This is a genomic window from Pseudomonas fluorescens group sp. PF-69, assembly GCF_054481235.1.
Genome location: NZ_JBTMNC010000001.1, coordinates 6284601 through 6299265, shown reverse-complemented (window position 1 = coordinate 6299265; position 14665 = coordinate 6284601). Strand labels below are relative to the sequence as shown.

Below are 14665 nucleotides of genomic sequence, written 5' to 3'. Positions count from 1 at the left end.
AGGGCCGCTCTACAGTCAGTTGATAAGGCCTCGCGATCGTGGCTTTCAACGACCTCGGCACAGCAGCCGGATCGCCCGGTAACACCGAGACCTTTCGTGCAAGGAGACACCCATGAAACGTACCGCTTTCGCTGGAATATTCATTTGCGCTGCAATGTTGGCCTCTCCTGCATTCGCCGCAGACAACAATCTCTGCACCGCCAAGCTTCAGGAGCTCAAGGACAAAGTCACGAGCCTGCCAGCCACCTCTGAAAACACCACCATGGAAGTCAGGCGGTTGTTGGCCAGTGCCGAAGCGTCCAAGCGCGCCGGGGATGACACGAAATGCGTTACCGAAGCTACGCAAGCCCTGTCACGCGCGGATAAGCTGAGCAACGAGCCGAATCCGTAATCGCGTCAATCCGGTTTGGCTTCATGATTCTGATGCAGACAAAAAAATGCCCCGACAAATCGGGGCATTCTTGTATCCAGTGTCCGCTGCGCAAATTACAACTCTTTAACGGTGCGAACCTGATCCTTATTGATGCGGGTCTGTTTGCCATCCAGTTGTTCGAATTCGTAGAAGCCCGAATCCTTGTCATAGTGTGGCGTGTCGACGGCCTGGATTTCGCGACCGTCGTTCAAGGTGATCACTGCGGGCGACGCGCAACCGGCCAGGGTAGCGAGACCCAGTGCGAGCATGAAAGTGGCCAGGATCCGTTGAGTCATGGGTGTATCTCCGAAAATGAATTCTTTTGGTTACTGAGCTTGAGACGTATGCAGATCGTGCAAGTTCCTTGATAGGTTCAGTCTGACACAGTGTTGTGCGCGCTTAACAGTTCCGGTGTGTTGAGATTGGCCAGGCGTGGATCATTATCAGGGCACTGCAATGCGGTAGCCCCCAGTTTGCGCATGAGTCGGCCCGGGCTGCGCTCGCCGTCGTTCCAGGCGCTTTCGAAGTCAGCGCGAAGTGCCACGGGAATGACGCACAGAAGAGGTTCCCAATGATCGCCATGGCGCAGCATCAACGGCTTGTCGGGATGCTGGTTGGCGGTTACGCGCATGCTGTTGAGCAGCGCGGCATCGATGCGCGGAACATCACACGGCAAGACCAGCAGATGTGTATGGCGAGCGGCTTTCAATCCCGCACGAATGCCGGCCAACGGCCCGGGAAAGTCACCTTCGTCGTCATGTACCAGTTGGTCGGCATAAGGCGCGTATTTTTCCGGGTTCCGGTTGCAGGAGATGATCAGGTCATCGCTCAGTGGCCGTGTCTTGCGATGCAGATGTGCAATCAGCGGTTCACCGTGCCAGTCCAGCAACCCTTTGTCCTGCCCTCCCATGCGCTGGCCGCGACCGCCTGCCAGGAGCAGAATGGAGCAGGGCGGCAGCTGATTCGAAGTCATGGCAGTTCTCCATCAGACATGGGAGGGCGGCGAAAAAATGAGGCGCTGTGATATAACACCGGGCTGTTTCTCCTACAACTGGACGAGCCTATGAAAGCCAAGGCTGATGTACCTTTCGCGCCGCTCAACATTGCGGTGCTGACTGTCAGCGATACCCGTACCCTGGAAACCGATACCTCAGGCCAGGTCTTCGTCGACCGCTTGACGGCTGCCGGCCATAACCTGGCCTCCCGGGTATTGCTTAAAGATGACCTCTACAAAATTCGCGCGCAAGTCGCCAACTGGATTGCCGATGATGTGGTGCAGGTCGTGCTGATCACCGGCGGCACCGGTTTTACCGGTCGCGACAGCACCCCGGAAGCGGTGAGCTGCCTGCTCGATAAACAAGTCGATGGGTTCGGTGAGTTGTTCCGGCAGATTTCGGTGGCGGACATCGGCACCTCCACTGTTCAGTCCCGCGCCCTGGCCGGTCTGGCGAACGGGACGCTGGTCTGCTGCCTGCCAGGCTCGACCAATGCAGTGCGCACCGGTTGGGATGGCATTCTTTCCGAACAACTGGACTCGCGCCATCGCCCCTGTAATTTCGTGGCTCATTTGAAACAGGCGGCACCCTGTGAATCCCGTGGGTAAACCGGGCAAGACCGGCAGCCTGATGCCGGTCGAGGTGGCGCTGGCACGCCTGCTGGAATTGGCCGACAACTCGCGGATTCATGAGCGTGAACGCTTGCCGTTGGCGCAGGTTCAGGGCCGTGTGCTGGCGGACGATTTGGTGTCGACCCTTGATTTGCCCCCGTGGCCCAACAGCGCCATGGACGGTTATGCCTTGCGCCTGGCTGACTGGACGGGTGAGCCGTTGGTTGTCAGTCAGAAGATATTTGCCGGGCAGGCACCCGAGCCATTGCAGTCGGGTACCTGTGCCAGGATCTTTACGGGTGCCCCTGTACCGGCGGGTGCTGACTGCGTCGAGATGCAGGAAAACGCGGTCATCCAGGCGAATGAGCGAGTACATTTCACCGAAACCATGACCCTTGGGCAAAACATTCGTCCACAAGGCCAGGAAACCACCATCGGTGAACTGATTTTGCCGGCGGGGACTCGTCTGGGGCCTATCGAGCAAGGCCTGGCAGCTTCGCTGGGGTGTGCCGAGCTGGACGTGATTCGCAAAGTTCGTGTTGCGGTTCTTTCCACCGGGGACGAATTGATTGAACCCGGGCAGCCGCTGGGGCCTGGCCAGATCTATAACAGCAACCGTGTGCTGCTCTGCAGTTGGTTACAGCGTTTGGGTTGCGAAGTGATCGATGCTGGCATTCTGCCGGATGACCTGACCACCACGCGCGCGCGCCTTGGCGAGTTGAAGGATGTCGATCTGATTCTCTCGACGGGGGGCGTATCGGTAGGTGAGGCGGACTTTTTGGGCATTGCCTTGCGGGAAGAGGGAGAGTTGGCATTATGGAAACTCGCCATCAAACCCGGTAAACCACTGACATTCGGGCACTTCCGTGGCGTTCCGGTCATTGGCTTGCCCGGCAATCCGGCATCGACCCTGGTGACCTTTGCCTTGCTGACACGGCCCTATCTCCTGCGTCGTCAGGGGGTAAAAGAAGTCGAGCCGTTGAAAGTGCAGGTACAGGCGGGATTTGACTGGCTCAAAGCCGGCAATCGACGCGAGTATTTGCGCGGTCGCCTGGAGAATGGTCGGGCGATCATCTATAGGAACCAGAGTTCCGGGGTGTTGCGCAGCGCCGCCTGGGCCGATGGACTGGTTGAGGTGCTCGAGGATCGTACGCTTGTCGCAGGTGACAGTGTGTACTTCATACCGTTGAGCGAAGTCCTGGGCTGACCCGGTGAACAATCTTCGCCTTGCAAGCCCGGTTGATCGAACCGGGTTTTGCGTTGATGAGGCTTTAATTCGCCAGAAGCAGTGTCACGAGCTGCTCGAAACGACTATTGGCGATCCAGCCGAGAAGCCCGAGGACTACGGCTGTTCCGCCAGCTGAATAGGCGAGTCGGTGCTTGATGGATTTGACGTCACTGCGAATGTCTTCCATGTCCCTTCGGATGGACTTGAGGCGTGTTTCCAGTTCAATGACGCGAGGTTCCATATCAACTTCTCCGTTGGATTTCATGCTGTTTTTGATTTCAGCCGGCTGGTTGGCCTGTTTCTCTGCGAGCGGTGCGACCGGAAACACCGATAGGCTGAAGTGATGGCTCTGCATGGCACGTCCTTGCGTTTGTGTTGCTGATCACTAAAAGCCGAAGGCACCAAAGTGGACCAATCACACTTTCTGGTCAATTGAGCCGATTCCTCACGTTTTGTAAGAAAAATCCCGCTACATAGGGCTCAAGTCGACTCGACTGGAAATAATTCAATGTCCTGCGACTTTTATCGGTAGCGTCGCGGTCAACATCTCCCATAGGCCAATCAATTTCGGGAGTGACACCGATGAGCGAACGCAAGGCGCTGTTGATATTGCATGGTAAACAGGCGCTCAACGAGGCAGTGCGTGCTGCCGTCGAAAGCAAGCGTGAGCAGGGTTGGGAACTGGCTGTCCGGGTGACCTGGGAGGCCGGTGACGCGCAGCGGCTGGTGAATGAAGCACTGACCGCCGGCTACCGGCGAATCGTTGCTGGCGGTGGCGATGGCACGTTGCGTGATATTGCCGAGGCCATGGCGGCGCATTCGACCGAGGCCAGTCTGGTGCTGATGCCTCTGGGAACCGCCAATGATTTTGCCCGCGCCGCCGGTATTCCTCTGGAGCCGGATCAGGCACTGGAACTTCTGGAGCGTGCGCCCAGCGTCATCGATCTGGGGGACGTGGGCGGGCAAGTGTTCCTGAACATGGCCACGGGCGGTTTCGGCAGCCAGGTCACCGCCAATACCTCGGAGGAGCTGAAAAAAGTCCTCGGTGGCGCTGCGTATCTCTTCACGGGCCTGTCACGTTTCAGTGAGTTGCACGCGGCTTATGGCGAGTTGCACGGGCCGGATTTTCACTGGAGTGGCGAGCTGTTGGCGTTGGGCATCGGGAATGGCCGGCAGGCGGGAGGCGGCCATGTGTTATGTCCACAAGCGTTGGCGGACGACGGTCTGCTCGATATCAGCATTTTGCCGGCACCGCAGGAACTGGTGGGCACCTTGAAGAACCTGCTGGCCGATGGCTTTGGTATCGACAATATGTTCGTGCGGGCACGCCTGCCATGGGTCGAGATCAAGGCCTCTGAAGGCCTCTACATCAACCTCGATGGCGAGCCGCTGGAAGGTGACAGCCTGCGATTCTCGGCTCGACCGGGGGCGTTACGGGTGCATTTGCCCGAACATTCGCCGTTGTTGGGCGCCAGCGTTAATCGTCCAGGCTGATGATCTGCTCGCGCACGGCGAATAAAACAAGGCCTGCCACATCGAAGATCTGCAAGCGTTTCATGATCTGCGAGCGATGGGTTTCGACAGTCTTGACGCTCAGGCCCAGGCCGTTGGCGATTTCCCGGGTGGATTTTCCTCGAACAATCAAACGAAGGATTTCCAGCTGACGGGGCGTCAGGTTGTGCGAGTCAGCGGATTCCGTCTGGTTTTTCTGGGTTCGGGTCAGCGCCTGGTTGATAACCGTATGGGCGATGGCCGGGCTCAGGTAACGTTCGTTGTTTCGCAACGCCTCCAGCGCCTGTTCCAGTTCAGTGGCTGTGGTGTCCTTGAGCAGGTAGCCATGGGCGCCCGATTCCAGCGCCTGCATGATCAGTGCCGGGTCGGTGTGCATCGACAGGATCAGCACCTTGGCCTGAGGGCGTATACGCTTGAGCTGCTGCAAGGCTTCAACGCCGCCGATTTGCTTCATGGAAATGTCCAGCAGTACGATATCCGGGGACAGATGCTCGACCATCGCGAGCAATTGCGAGCCGTCATCGGCTTCGCCAATGACCGCGTAGCCAGGAAGGTCGAGCACCAGGGCGCGTACGCCAGCCCTGATCAGCGAGTGGTCATCCACCAGAAGTAAGTTACAAGTCAATGTATAACCTTTTTCGTACTGGCCCGTTCGAGCGCGCGAGGTGCCCAAGGGAGGAGAGCTTCGATTTGAGTGCCTTTGCCCGGTTCGCTGGTCACGGTCAGTGTGCCACCCAACTGAGCGATCCGTTCCGACATCCCGGCCATACCGCGTTGCCCCTCGCGACCGGGATCTGTAGCCGGCGCAAACCCCAGGCCGTCGTCACTGATCAGCAGCGACAGGCCTTGCGGCAAGCGCTGGAGGCAGACCAGAAGGTTTTTCGCTTCGGCATGCCGCAGTATGTTGGTGATCGCTTCCTGAGTGATTCGAAAAGCGGCCACTGCCATTTCTTCCGGGATGCCCGTCAGGCGTTGGTGGCATTCGAGGCTCCAGTGTACCGACGTATTGGTCAGCGTCTTGAGTAAATGCGCACGCAGGCTGGCTTCCAGCCCAAGGCTGGTCAGTTGTCGGGGATTGAGGATGGCCGATACATCGCGAACTTTGGTCAGGGTTTCGTCCAGCGTATCGCAGAGCACCGAGCATTGTCCCTGCAGGTCTTCCGGCATCCGGCGCCTGAGCCAGTCACTTTGAAGCTTTGCTGCCGTCAGCAACTGACCGATGTCGTCATGCAGTTCCCGGCTCAGTCGATGACGCTCGTTTTCCTGAACCTGCAACAAGCGGTCGGCCAACTCCTGAGGCTGAAATTTGATCGACTTGCGCGACAGGTGATACTGCATCCAGACGCAGCCCAGTGCCGCTATGTTGAGCACCAGCAAACCTGGTGGCAGATACGCGGACAGGCTGTAGATCAGCAGATTGCCGAGCGTCGAGGCGGCGCACAGAGCAAGGGTGAACCGACTTGCATTTTCTCTGGAAGGTGGCCACTTGGCGATGGACTTGAGGCTGGCGTGCATAGCGGATGGAGCCAATGGATGTTCGCTGCGGGCAGACCGGTCATGCAAGCTGACGGGTCTATGTTTTTTAGTATCAGGCATCGACTTCAACGGGGCGTATTCTGACTAAGAATCCAGTCTTGAACTTGATCGGATTACGACCGTCTGCAATCACGGTGCCATTACTTGACGCAAACTATTGGGCGGCATAATAACACTTAAGATACCGTTGGTCGCGTACGCGATAGATGTCCTTGGAGTCAGGAAACACGAGTCCAAACCCTGGCTCCAGCCAGCAAAAAGGAGGCTGTTTCGTCGGCGCAGGGGGTGCCGTTTGTCTATAGGTTTTTGTCATTTAATATCAGGCAAAACCCTAGGCTGTCGGCTGTCGAGGAGATTAGTTATTTGTTGGGGGTTGTCGCTTAAATATGCAATAGCCAGTTGCGATGTGTGTTTGCTCAAGTTGCTGAGTCGTCATTGGGGAAAAAAGAAATACGGGGCGTTCTGTCGTTCTTAAGTCTGTTCAGCATAGGAAATGATTGTGAAGGGTTTGGAATTAACCGGTGGCCGAAACTGACTTTGTCCAACCTGACAGGCAAACGCTTCAATCAGGGTGGTCTGTTCACTCTCATCAAGGCTGAGCTGGCCGGTTTTCTGGTCGATGAGTTCGAGTTGCCAGGCAATCAGTGTCAGGCAGTCTTTCAGCGCGCTCAGGGCCTCGTCATGCAGGTCCATATGATTCTGCGCATGATTCAGCAAGCCGTGTATGTGTAAGGAGAATTCCGAAACAGCGGCCAGCGCCAGGGCATCGGCCTTGTTGGCCAGCTTGAGGAGGGTACTGAGCATGCAGTCGATCGCGTCCTTGTCATTGCTGATCAGTTGCAAATGACTCAGGCATTCCTCGGTCTTGGCCAGGAGTGTTTCAGCTTCGACGATAAATTCAGGGATCCGCTGTGCCCATTCATTGCGATTGTTCGGCATGCTTATCTCCACAACGTCATGACTAATGAGGGGATGTCGCGCGTGTCGATCAGGACGGACAGCGTCCCGACGTAACCGTTTGGTCGTGGGATCGCGCTACAGCCGGCTGGAGTGCGGGCAGTAGTAATAGAAAGGGTGGCTGGCCACTTACCTGCAATCGCACACACAAGCCTGACTCCATTCATGCAATGAGAATGGCGTCACATTAATGGCTATTGGATATTGCGAATATCAGGTTTTACCTGATTGATGCTAGGGGAATCCCTTACGCAAAGGAACCGAACGCGAAAGCTGTGGTCGCGTTGCAGGAGTGTAGCAGATGAAATCACAACGCCAGTAAAGCATGATGTTAATGTGACATCAATGCCTGTGCGTGGCATTTTGCAAGGGGTCAAGCTCCGGCAAAAACAGCCGATAACCCTCTATTAGTGAATTCATCAGAACAAGCCCAGGAGTCATTGAATGGCCGGCATTCTCGATACGGTAGACCAACGTACGCAACTGGTGGGTGAGAATCGCCTGGAAATTCTCATGTTCCGGCTGGCCGGACGGCAATTGTTTGCGATCAACGTCTTTAAAGTGCAGGAAGTCCTGCAACTGCCGAAGCTGACCCTGATGCCTCAGCGTCACCCGTTCGTTTGTGGCGTGGTCAACCTGCGTGGCCAGACCCTGCCGGTGATTGACCTGTCCCAGGCCATCGGCATGCGTCCACTGGTGCCGGGCCCGAACAGCACGATCATCGTCACCGAGTACAACCGTTCGGTACAGGCATTCCTGGTGGGTGGTGTGGACCGTATCGTCAATATGAACTGGGAAGCCATTCTGCCGCCGCCGACCAGCGCCGGTCGTCAGCATTACCTGACCGCCATCAGCAAGGTCGACGATCAGTTGGTGGAAATCATCGACGTTGAAAAAGTCCTGGCGGAAATCGTCCCGTACAACGCCAAGGTATCCCGCGACAAACTCGACGATCCGGTGCTGGAGCGTGCCCGTGGTCGTGAAGTGTTGCTGGTGGATGACTCGAATGTGGCCCTGGCGCAATTGCGTGACACGCTCGGGCAGTTGGGCGTGAAGATGCACATTGCCAGCGATGGCTTGAAGGCGCTGAACATGCTCAAGGGCTGGGCCGATACCGGCGTCAACATGACCGACAAACTGCTGATGGTTTTCACCGATGCGGAAATGCCGGAAATGGACGGCTATCGCCTGACCACCGAGATCCGCAACGATCCACGTCTGCGGGGCCTGTATGTGGTGCTGCACACCTCTTTGTCCGGCAGCTTCAACGACTCCATGGTCAAGAAGGTTGGCTGCGATAATTTCCTCTCCAAGTTCCAGCCCGATAAACTCGTCGACGTGGTGCGTCAGCGCCTGATGCTCGACGCCGTGCCGGCCTGACCACGCCCGGAAATAACGTGTAGGAGCCGGCTGAGTCTGTGAAGTCGCTTTCTCCGGCGAGCCGCTCCCACTGTTTTTTGGCCTTTGATTCAGCGATCAAGCTCGTATAGGGTGGCGTTTTTACCTCCCAGGGAGCTGGTCATGTTGCGTCTGAGCGCGCTTTATCGTTATCCGTTGAAATCCGGCAAGGGTGAGCCTTTGCAGCAGGTCAGCCTCGACAAACTGGGGCTGGACGGAGATCGACGCTGGATGCTGGTCGATGAGGCCAGCGGGCGCTTTTTGACCCAGCGTGCGGTGGCGCAGATGAGCCAACTGTCAGCGCTGTGGAATGCTGAAGGCGGCTTGACCCTCAGCGCCCCCGGTCACCCACCGATCGATATCGCCTTGCCCGCAAGCGACGCCGAACTGCGTGGCGTCACCATCTGGCGCGACACCCTGCGTGTGCCCGATGCCGGCGACGAGGCGGGCGCTTGGGTCAGCCAATTCATTGGCAAGCCGACCCGTCTGGTACAAGTGCCATTGGAGCGTGCGCGCATGACCGAGGCCGGTTATGGCAAGGACGACGATCAGGTGGCGTTTGCCGATGGGTATCCGCTGCTGCTGATCGGCCAGGCATCGCTGGAAGACCTGTCGCAAAAAGTCGGACGTGAGCTGGAAATGCTGCGTTTTCGGCCGAATCTGGTGATCGAAGGCAGCGAGGCGTATGCCGAGGATAGCTGGAAGCGCATTCGCATCGGCGATGTCGAGTTCCGGGTGGTCAAGTCGTGCGCGCGTTGCATTTTGACCACCATCGATCCGCAGACCGGCGAGCGCAGCGCAGATCGCGAACCCCTGGCCTCCCTGCAGAAGTACCGGTCCGAAGCCGATGGCGCGATGTTCGGCCAGAATCTGGTCAATGACGGCAATGGCCGGCTGCAAGTCGGTATGCCGGTGACCATCCTCGAGTAACGGCGCTCAATAAAAAATGCCCGTGTCCTTGGACACGGGCATTTTTTTGTTGCTGTGAAACCCGGGGGTTAGCCGCGGTATTCGCACAGGTAAGCGGTGGCGACGGCCACTTTCACCTTGAACTTGCTATTGGCCGGAACGTTGAACTGTTCGCCGGCGTTGAAAGTTTCCCATTCGGTGCTATCCGGCAGTTGAATGGTCAACGCGCCGGACACCACGTGCATGATTTCACGCTGGCTGGTACCGAAGTCGTAGTCACCCGGAGCCATGACACCGATGGTCGCCTGACCTTCAACGTTGTCAAAGGCGATCGACTTGACGTTGCCGTCGAAGTACTCGTTGACTTTAAACATGGGCGATTCCTCGAAAAGGGCTAAAAAGGGCCGGCCAGTATGCACAACGCCCAACGCCGAGTCACCTCTCTAAAGGGGAAGAACCAGTGGCAGCAGCCGTGCGGTATTGCGCGCATCTTCCAGCGCCCGGTGTTGCTGGCCGGTGAACTGCAAACCCGCCAGTTGCAGGGCACCATTGAGCCCCAGCGGGCGCTCCAGGCGTCGGACCTTGGCAAAACGCTGCTTGAGGTTCATGTGTTGCACCTTGGCCAGTGCACTGTCGATGTGCAGGCGCTGCCATTCCTGAAGCAGCTGTTTGCGATCGTAATCGCCCCAACTGGCCCAGCCTTCAAGGTGCGTGCGATGTTGGCCGAGCCAACGCTCGAACGATTCCCATACCTCGTCCAATGGCTGCGCGGCATCGATATTGGCCTGGGTTATGTGGGTCAGTTCCCGGCAAAACGATGTCAGTAACGGACGCCGTCCCGGTTTGACGAAGCGCTGGAAGTGATCCAGCTCCCGGCCCTTGCGGTCCACCAGGGTGGCGCCGATTTCGATGATTTCCATTTCCGTGATGGGCCAGCCACCTTCATCGGTGGTGGCTTCCAGATCAATGACCAGCCAGTGAGGCATTGCAGGGTTCCTGGTATCCGCGTCCTGATAGGGCTTGAGCGTAGCCAAACCCGGCGGATCCGCCTAGCGGCTTATTCGACCTCCAACAGAATCTGCCGGTTTTTCACCTGATCGCCCACCTGCACCTGCAAGCGCTTGAGGACGCCGTCGATGCCCGACTTGAGCGGATGCTCCATCTTCATGGCCTCCAGCACCACCAGCAATTGGCCTTTGCTCACCGGGCTGCCTTCACGGACCAGCACATCGACGATCGCGCCGTCCATCGGTGCCTTGAGGGTGCCGGAACTGACGCTGGCCAGACTGCTGACCAGCGCCTGGGTTCGATCCGTCAGGCTCAGACTGCCCGGACGGGTGAACAGGCACAGTTGCCGCGCCTCCAGCCGGTAGGCATGGCGCTTGCGGATGCCGTCGATTTCCAACGTGGCCCAGCGCCCGTCGCACTCGATGATGTTCAGATCCAGGCTGCGGGTCGCGATCTGAATCCGGTAGGCCTTGCCCGGCATAGCCTTCAGCTCCACCGACCACGTCTGATCCTCCAAACCCAGAGAATACTGGAGCGGCACACTGGCGTTGTTGCGCCAACCGGCCAGCGGGGCGCGATGCGATTGAGCAGAGGCCTGATAGAACAGCGCCGCGGCAATCGCCAGTTCCTCGGCGCTGGGGACATGTGGGTGCAGGCAGGAATGGTCGGCGAAATGCTGCGCGATGAACCCGGTGCTGAATTCGCCGCTGATGAATTGTGGATGATCCAGCAGGCTGGCGAGCAAACGCTGATTGCTCTGCACTCCCAGCAGCACGGTGTCCTGCACCGCTCGCAGTAACTTGCGCCGGGCTTCCTCGCGGGTGGTGCCATGGGCGATGATCTTGCCCAGCATGGGGTCATAGAAAGGGCTGATCTGCTGGCCTTCGATCAGGCCATGGTCGATCCGCACGGCATGTTGCGCTGCAGGTTCCCAAGCCTCGACGTGCCCGGTTTGCGGTAGAAATCCCTGGGCCGGATCTTCGGCATACAGTCGTACTTCCATGGCGTGGCCGTTGAGTTGCACCTGCTCTTGACGCAGCGGCAACGGCTGTCCCTCGGCGACAGTCAGTTGCCAGGCCACCAGATCCAGCCCGGTGATCAGTTCCGTCACCGGATGCTCCACCTGCAGCCGCGTGTTCATTTCCAGAAAGTAAAACTGCCCACGCGCATCCAGCAGAAATTCCACCGTACCGGCACCGACGTAATTCACCGCGCGTCCCGCCTTGAGCGCCGCTTCGCCCATGGCCTGGCGCAACTCGGCGGTCATGACCGGGCACGGGGCTTCCTCGATGACCTTCTGATGTCGGCGCTGGATCGAACAATCCCGTTCGCCGAGGTAGATCAGGTTGCCGTGCTGGTCGCCGAACAGTTGAACCTCGACATGCCGTGGTTCGATCAAGGCTTGTTCGAGGATCAGTTCGTCGCTGCCAAAACCGTGCAGCGCCTCGGAGCGTGCGGTGCGAATCGATTCCAGCAGTTCGTTGGCCGAGTGCACCAGGCGCATGCCGCGTCCGCCACCGCCGGCACTGGCCTTGATCATCAGCGGATAGCCGATGCGTTCGGCTTCGCGGCTCAGGGTCGCGTCGTCCTGTTCGGCACCTTGATAGCCTTTGATGCACGGCACACCGGCCTCGAGCATGGCGATCTTCGACAAGCGTTTGCTGCCCATCAACTCAATCGCCTCGGGACTGGGGCCGATGAAGATGATGCCAGCGTGCTGACAGGCGAGGGCGAAGCCGGCGTTTTCCGAGAGAAAGCCGTAGCCGGGATGGATCGCATCCGCGCCGGTGCGCCGGGCGGCCTCGATGATTGCCGGAATGTTCAGATAAGACTGTTGCACCGTAGCCGGGCCGATGTTCACCGCTTCATCGGCCATCTTCACGTGCAGCGCATCGGCGTCGGCATCGCTGAACACGGCGACGGTGCGGTAGCCCAGGGCCTGGGCAGTACGCTGGATGCGGCAGACGATTTCACCGCGGTTGGCGATGAGAATTTTCTTGAGTGCGGGCATGGGTTTTTCCCTTGGTTTTGCGGTGAAAGTGCTGGCCTCTTCGCTGGCAAGCCAGCTCCCACAGGGTTGTGTGTGGCACAAATCCACCGTGGGAGCTGGCTTGCCAGCGATGTTTTTCAGGAGGCCCACCCCGGTTTACGCTTCTGCACAAAGGCCATCGTTCCCTCGATACCTTCGGCCCCGGTCACCGCCTCGCTGAACCACTGCGCGGCTTCGTTCAGCAGCTCATCCGAGGGTTGTGGAGCACTTGCCAGCAACAGCTTTTTCGTCGCCGCATTCGCTCCCGGCGCACAACACAGCACATGGGCCAGCACCTCATCCAGGCGTTCGGCCAGTGCTTGTGGATCGTGCTCGACAAAATGCACCAGCCCCATCCGTCGCGCCTGGGTCCCATCGAATCGCGCCGCCGTCAGGGCCAGTCGCCGGGCCTGGGTCAAACCGATGCGCTGGACCACGAACGGCGCGATCTGCGCCGGCAGCAGGCCAAGGCTGGTTTCCGGCAGGCCGAACTGCGCCTGATGATCGGCCAGGGCGATGTCACTGACACAGGCCAGACCGAAACCGCCGCCCAGCACGGCGCCCTGCAGCACGGTGATTACCACTTGCGGCGCGTGTTGCACCTCTTGCAGAAGGGCACCGAACAATCGGTTCAAGTCGCGGTGAGCGTCGGGACCCTGGGCACGGGCATTGGCCATGTCCTTGATGTCGCCGCCGGAGCAAAAGTGTCCGCCAGCACCGCCAATGACCAGGGCGCGGGTCCTCCGGTCATCGCGCACCGCCGCCAGCACCGCGCGCAGTTCGCTGACCATCTGCAAGCTCATGGCGTTGCGGCTGTCCGGGCGATTGAGGGTGATGTGCAGCACGCCGTTATGCGGTTCGAGCAGCAAGGTCTGGCAATCCGGCAAGGTGCTCATTTCTTTTTCCCCGGCAGGATGCCCATGAGTTTGCAGATGATCCCCAGCATGATTTCGTCAGCCCCGCCGCCGATCGACACCAGCCGTACATCGCGGTAGGCGCGGGCCACCGGGTTGTCCCACATGAAGCCCATGCCGCCCCAGTACTGCAGGCAGCTGTCGCTGACTTCACGGCCCAACCGGCCGGCCTTGAGCTTGGCCATGGACGCCAGGCGAGTGACGTCATGCCCCTTGATGTATTGCTCGGTGGCCTGATAGACCAGCGCTCGCAGGCATTCGATTTCGGTTTGCAATTCGGCCAGGCGGAAGTGAATGACCTGGTTGTCGATCAATGCACTGCCGAAGGTCTTGCGCTCCTTGCAGTACTCGATCGTGCTGTCGACGCAGTACTCCAGCCCCTTGATCATGTTCGCCGCGCCGAACAGGCGTTCCTCCTGGAACTGCAGCATCTGCATCATGAACCCCGCACCTTCGTGACCGATGCGGTTGCGTTGCGGCACGCGCACGTTGTCGAAAAACACCTGGGCGGTTTCCGAGCTGCGCATGCCGAGTTTGTCCAGGTGCGAGCTGAGGCTGATCCCCGGCGTGTTCATCGGCACCATGATCAGCGATTTGTTGATGTGCGGTTTGTCGTCCGACGTGTTGGCCAGCAAACAGATGAAATCGGCACACGGCGAATTGGTGATCCACATCTTGCTGCCGTTGATCACGTAATCGTCGCCGTCCTTGCGCGCGGTGGTCTTCAACCCGGCCACGTCGGAACCGGCACCGACTTCGGAGACGCCGATGCAGCCGACTTGCTCGCCGCTGATGGCCGGACGGAGGAATTCATCGCGCAATTCATCGGAGCCGAAACGCGCCAGGGCCGGGGTGCACATGTCGGTCTGCACGCCGATGGACATGGGAATGCCGCCGCAATGAATGGTGCCGAACTCTTCGGCGGCGACGATCGAGTAGCTGTAGTCCAGGCCCATGCCGCCGAATTTTTCCGGCTTGGAAATCCCCAGCAGGCCAAGGTCGCCAGCCTTGCGGAAGATCTCGTGGATCGGAAAGCGTCCGGCCTTTTCCCACTCTTCGACGTGGGGATTGATTTCGTTGTCGACGAATTGGCGGACGGTGCGGCGCAGGGCTTCGTGTTCCTGGGTGAAGATCATTCTTGTTGTTCTCCTGATCG

Annotated in this window: 17 protein-coding genes; 6 read left to right on the top strand and 11 right to left on the bottom strand. The window is 58.8% G+C overall.

Annotated elements, in window-relative coordinates:
• Positions 1 to 112 precede the first annotated feature (112 nt).
• Complete coding sequence (locus ACX3YF_RS29360) at positions 113 to 391, top strand: hypothetical protein (RefSeq protein ID WP_130210431.1); 279 nt, start codon at positions 113 to 115, stop codon at positions 389 to 391.
• Positions 392 to 486: 95 nt separating this feature from the next.
• Here ACX3YF_RS29360 and ACX3YF_RS29355 read toward each other — a convergent pair whose 3' ends face one another.
• Together ACX3YF_RS29355 and mobA are read right to left on the bottom strand one after the other, a co-directional pair.
• Complete coding sequence (locus tag ACX3YF_RS29355) at positions 487 to 708, bottom strand: YgdI/YgdR family lipoprotein (RefSeq protein ID WP_047527245.1); 222 nt, start codon at positions 706 to 708, stop codon at positions 487 to 489.
• Positions 709 to 785: 77 nt separating this feature from the next.
• On the bottom strand, positions 786 to 1385 hold the full coding sequence (gene mobA, locus ACX3YF_RS29350) for a molybdenum cofactor guanylyltransferase MobA (RefSeq protein ID WP_130210429.1): 600 nt from the start codon (positions 1383 to 1385) through the stop codon (positions 786 to 788).
• Positions 1386 to 1475: 90 nt separating this feature from the next.
• On the opposite strand from mobA, the gene moaB reads away from it, so the two are divergent.
• Complete coding sequence (moaB, locus tag ACX3YF_RS29345; RefSeq protein WP_047527249.1) at positions 1476 to 2015, top strand: molybdenum cofactor biosynthesis protein B; 540 nt, start codon at positions 1476 to 1478, stop codon at positions 2013 to 2015.
• The gene (locus ACX3YF_RS29340) at positions 1999 to 3225 is read left to right on the top strand and encodes a molybdopterin molybdotransferase MoeA (RefSeq protein WP_458945748.1); all 1227 of its coding nucleotides are present in this window, start codon (positions 1999 to 2001) and stop codon (positions 3223 to 3225) included. Before moaB ends, ACX3YF_RS29340 begins: the two co-directional genes overlap by 17 nt.
• Before the next feature lie 64 nt (positions 3226 to 3289).
• Here the strand turns inward: ACX3YF_RS29340 and ACX3YF_RS29335 are convergent, their stop codons facing one another.
• Positions 3290 to 3601, bottom strand: coding sequence for a hypothetical protein (locus tag ACX3YF_RS29335; protein ID WP_458974735.1), 312 nt, complete (start codon positions 3599 to 3601; stop codon positions 3290 to 3292).
• 227 nt (positions 3602 to 3828) lie between these two features.
• Here ACX3YF_RS29335 and yegS point away from each other — a divergent pair, with 227 nt between their 5' ends.
• Positions 3829 to 4740 (top strand): lipid kinase YegS, encoded by a 912-nt coding sequence (yegS, locus tag ACX3YF_RS29330; RefSeq protein ID WP_458974734.1) that lies wholly within the window; start codon positions 3829 to 3831, stop codon positions 4738 to 4740.
• Here yegS and ACX3YF_RS29325 read toward each other — a convergent pair.
• The 3 genes from ACX3YF_RS29325 to ACX3YF_RS29315 form a co-directional block, all read right to left on the bottom strand.
• On the bottom strand, positions 4724 to 5383 hold the full coding sequence (locus ACX3YF_RS29325) for a response regulator (RefSeq protein ID WP_130210421.1): 660 nt from the start codon (positions 5381 to 5383) through the stop codon (positions 4724 to 4726). The genes yegS and ACX3YF_RS29325 overlap by 17 nt on opposite strands.
• Entirely contained in the window at positions 5380 to 6273 is an 894-nt protein-coding gene (locus ACX3YF_RS29320) for a sensor histidine kinase (RefSeq protein WP_103406307.1), read from the bottom strand. Before ACX3YF_RS29320 ends, ACX3YF_RS29325 begins: the two co-directional genes overlap by 4 nt.
• A 492-nt stretch (positions 6274 to 6765) precedes the next feature.
• Positions 6766 to 7233, bottom strand: coding sequence for a hypothetical protein (locus ACX3YF_RS29315; protein WP_130210419.1), 468 nt, complete (start codon positions 7231 to 7233; stop codon positions 6766 to 6768).
• 462 nt (positions 7234 to 7695) lie between these two features.
• Here ACX3YF_RS29315 and ACX3YF_RS29310 point away from each other — a divergent pair, with 462 nt between their 5' ends.
• Both ACX3YF_RS29310 and ACX3YF_RS29305 read left to right on the top strand, forming a co-directional pair.
• On the top strand, positions 7696 to 8631 hold the full coding sequence (locus tag ACX3YF_RS29310) for a chemotaxis protein CheV (protein WP_130210417.1): 936 nt from the start codon (positions 7696 to 7698) through the stop codon (positions 8629 to 8631).
• 141 nt (positions 8632 to 8772) lie between these two features.
• Positions 8773 to 9579, top strand: a complete 807-nt coding sequence (locus ACX3YF_RS29305; RefSeq protein WP_198132560.1) for an MOSC domain-containing protein — start codon at positions 8773 to 8775, stop codon at positions 9577 to 9579.
• A gap of 68 nt (positions 9580 to 9647) precedes the next feature.
• Here the strand turns inward: ACX3YF_RS29305 and ppnP are convergent, their stop codons facing one another.
• The 5 genes from ppnP to atuD all read right to left on the bottom strand — a co-directional run bounded on the left by ppnP (position 9648) and on the right by atuD (position 14645).
• On the bottom strand, positions 9648 to 9932 hold the full coding sequence (gene ppnP, locus ACX3YF_RS29300) for a pyrimidine/purine nucleoside phosphorylase (RefSeq protein ID WP_130210413.1): 285 nt from the start codon (positions 9930 to 9932) through the stop codon (positions 9648 to 9650).
• A gap of 69 nt (positions 9933 to 10001) precedes the next feature.
• The gene (locus ACX3YF_RS29295; RefSeq protein WP_130210411.1) at positions 10002 to 10544 is read right to left on the bottom strand and encodes a 3'-5' exonuclease; all 543 of its coding nucleotides are present in this window, start codon (positions 10542 to 10544) and stop codon (positions 10002 to 10004) included.
• Between the two features lie 71 nt (positions 10545 to 10615).
• The gene (locus ACX3YF_RS29290; protein ID WP_458974733.1) at positions 10616 to 12577 is read right to left on the bottom strand and encodes an acetyl/propionyl/methylcrotonyl-CoA carboxylase subunit alpha; all 1962 of its coding nucleotides are present in this window, start codon (positions 12575 to 12577) and stop codon (positions 10616 to 10618) included.
• A gap of 116 nt (positions 12578 to 12693) precedes the next feature.
• The gene (locus ACX3YF_RS29285) at positions 12694 to 13491 is read right to left on the bottom strand and encodes an enoyl-CoA hydratase/isomerase family protein (protein ID WP_198132558.1); all 798 of its coding nucleotides are present in this window, start codon (positions 13489 to 13491) and stop codon (positions 12694 to 12696) included.
• Positions 13488 to 14645 (bottom strand): citronellyl-CoA dehydrogenase, encoded by a 1158-nt coding sequence (atuD, locus tag ACX3YF_RS29280; RefSeq protein WP_047527267.1) that lies wholly within the window; start codon positions 14643 to 14645, stop codon positions 13488 to 13490. The genes ACX3YF_RS29285 and atuD overlap by 4 nt, the downstream gene beginning before the upstream one ends.
• Between the last annotated feature and the right edge of the window lie 20 nt (positions 14646 to 14665).